This is a genomic window from Clostridium sp. 19966, assembly GCF_032335695.1.
Taxonomy (GTDB): domain Bacteria; phylum Bacillota; class Clostridia; order Clostridiales; family Clostridiaceae; genus JACTOJ01.
In genome coordinates this window covers 1-2,084 of record NZ_JACTOJ010000073.1, presented here as the reverse complement: position 1 = coordinate 2,084, position 2,084 = coordinate 1, and the positions used below count along the sequence as shown (strand labels likewise).

Annotated in this window: 3 protein-coding genes; all 3 read right to left on the bottom strand. The window is 31.4% G+C overall.

Features of this window, described 5'->3' with window-relative positions:
- On the bottom strand, positions 1-1,286 hold a 1,286-nt coding region (gene tnpC, locus IAI10_RS24510; RefSeq protein WP_315675934.1), incomplete at its 3' end, for an IS66 family transposase.
- A gap of 84 nt (positions 1,287-1,370) precedes the next feature.
- Entirely contained in the window at positions 1,371-1,721 is a 351-nt protein-coding gene (gene tnpB / locus IAI10_RS24505) for an IS66 family insertion sequence element accessory protein TnpB (RefSeq protein ID WP_315675933.1), read from the bottom strand.
- On the bottom strand, positions 1,715-2,038 hold the full coding sequence (gene tnpA / locus IAI10_RS24500; RefSeq protein WP_315675932.1) for an IS66 family insertion sequence element accessory protein TnpA: 324 nt from the start codon (positions 2,036-2,038) through the stop codon (positions 1,715-1,717). The genes tnpB and tnpA overlap by 7 nt, the downstream gene beginning before the upstream one ends.
- Positions 2,039-2,084 lie beyond the last annotated feature (46 nt).

Here is a 2,084-nt window from a genome sequence, read left to right as displayed (position 1 = left end):
CCAAGTGGACTTTTAGGTAGAGCTTTAGGAATTTCTTCATCTACGTATTTTATAAAAGCTTCTATAATCGGCTCTGATTTTTCTTGCCTTATTTCGAAGCGTTTAGCGTAGAAATCTTCAGAGCTGCCATACTCATCTCTAAGCTCTTTTTCTATTTTATAAAGCTGCTCGCAAAAATTAAACCCTATTAATGCTCTAGAACTTTTTAGGGCTTCATCTTTTAACTTTGACACTATATCAAAATATTTTCTTCGAATATGGGCTAAACAATATACATGCTTGATATTTTCCACCGAATTATAGCCCTGATAGCCATCTGTTTGCAGTACTCCAGAGAATCCTTTTAAAAATTCCTTAGGGCAGCTACCAGATCTTGTTTTCTGATAATCATAAAGGATAATCGGCTTCTTAGGCACTCCCGTTTTGTATAGCCACATATATTTTTTAGCTTTTGTATCGTTGCCTTTAGAATCTACAACTACAACAGGGGTCTCATCAGCTTGAACATAGTTGCTTTCTATGAGTTTTTCTTTCATTATATTGTATATAACTTTAAACTCATCTGCTGCCCCCATTATCCAGTTTGATAAAGTCTGTCTTGAAAGAGTAACGCCTAACATATCAAAGTAGCTTTCTTGTCTGTAAAGCGGCAAGGCAAATTGATATTTTAAAGAAATAACATGACTTAAAAGCTCATTAGATGCCATTCCTTTATGTAGCAATGTATTTGGTGCTTTTGTTGTTACAATATTAGCTGAGTTTTCTTTTGCTTCGCAAGCCTTACAAGCATAGCTATACGTAACATGCTCTTCAATATAAAGTTTTGCAGGTTCAAATTTTAGGATTTCTTTTGATTTTGAACCAATAACCACTAATTTTTCATTGCATTTTGAGCAATAAGCTTTTTCATCATCTAATTTATGTTCAATTACTATTCTTTCTAGATTAGCTAAATTATCTTTCTTACCGACGTAGGAGGATGCTTTTTTTCTCTTATAAGTTATTTCTTCCATGGTTGGCTCCTCTGCCTTTGCATCGGAGTACTTTTCAGCTTCATCAAAAAAAGACAGCTGATTACTATCAACCTGCTCGCTAGATTTACCGAAAATCTTCTTGTTTTTATTTAAAACTTGATTCTTTAAAAAAGCTAATTGATTTTTCAGCTCATTAATTTCTTTATTTTTTTCTTCAATCTCTTCGTCTTTAGATTGAATTTCTTTTTCCATTTTAGAAATAATTTCTTTTGTTTTTTCATTTAGTTTTTCTTCAAGATTTAAGCTATCCATCATATGTACCTCGTTAATTTTTATACTTCTATTATACCACAAAACCCTTGATTCCTCAATGGTTTCAAGGGTTTTGACTTGATTTTAGTAATGATTTTTTTCTCTAATTTCTTTAAACTTTGAGGTAGTTCTTACTTCATATCCTTTTAGTAGCCAGCTTAATTCTTCCTTATTAATTTTAAGTGCTTCTTCCTTAGTCATGGGCCATTTTAATCTTCCGTTTTCTATCCTGTAGTAATATAACCAAAAACCTTGATCAAAATGTAGCACTTTTACTCTATTCATTTGTTTATTACAAAAAACGAAGAGAGCTTGTTGAAATGGATCTAGCTTTAATTCCATTTCAACAAGCATCGCTAGTCCATCTATGCTTTTTCTCAAATCAGTTATGCCGCAGGCTAAGTATACAGTGTCTACTTTATCTATATTTAACATGCTTTAACCAATTCTTTAATTACGTCAGTAAGCATAGAAATTTCATCTGAAGGAATCAATATAGCGGCTTTTCCTATTTCTACTCTTATAACTTTTAAAGCTGTTTCAGGTGATACTCTCTTTGCTGTCGCAAAGTTATCGTTCATTTGAACAGCTTGAAATATAGAACTATCAGCTTTCTTAAATTTTGTTTTATAATAATAAAACTGATCCTTACTTATGTTATTTTCTTTGCAAAAACTTTTTATTGATCCATTATAATTAGAAAATTCATTAAATATAGCCTTCCATTTGTTATCCTGTGAACCTTTTTGCATGTACATAACCTCCCTAGTTAATTAATATCTGTTATTTTATCAAAAC

Coding starts and splice junctions, on each gene's coding strand:
- tnpB (WP_315675933.1), bottom strand. CDS start 1,721: ATGTTAAATATAGATAAAGTAGACACTGTATACTTAGCCTGCGGCATA.
- tnpA (WP_315675932.1), bottom strand. CDS start 2,038: ATGCAAAAAGGTTCACAGGATAACAAATGGAAGGCTATATTTAATGAA.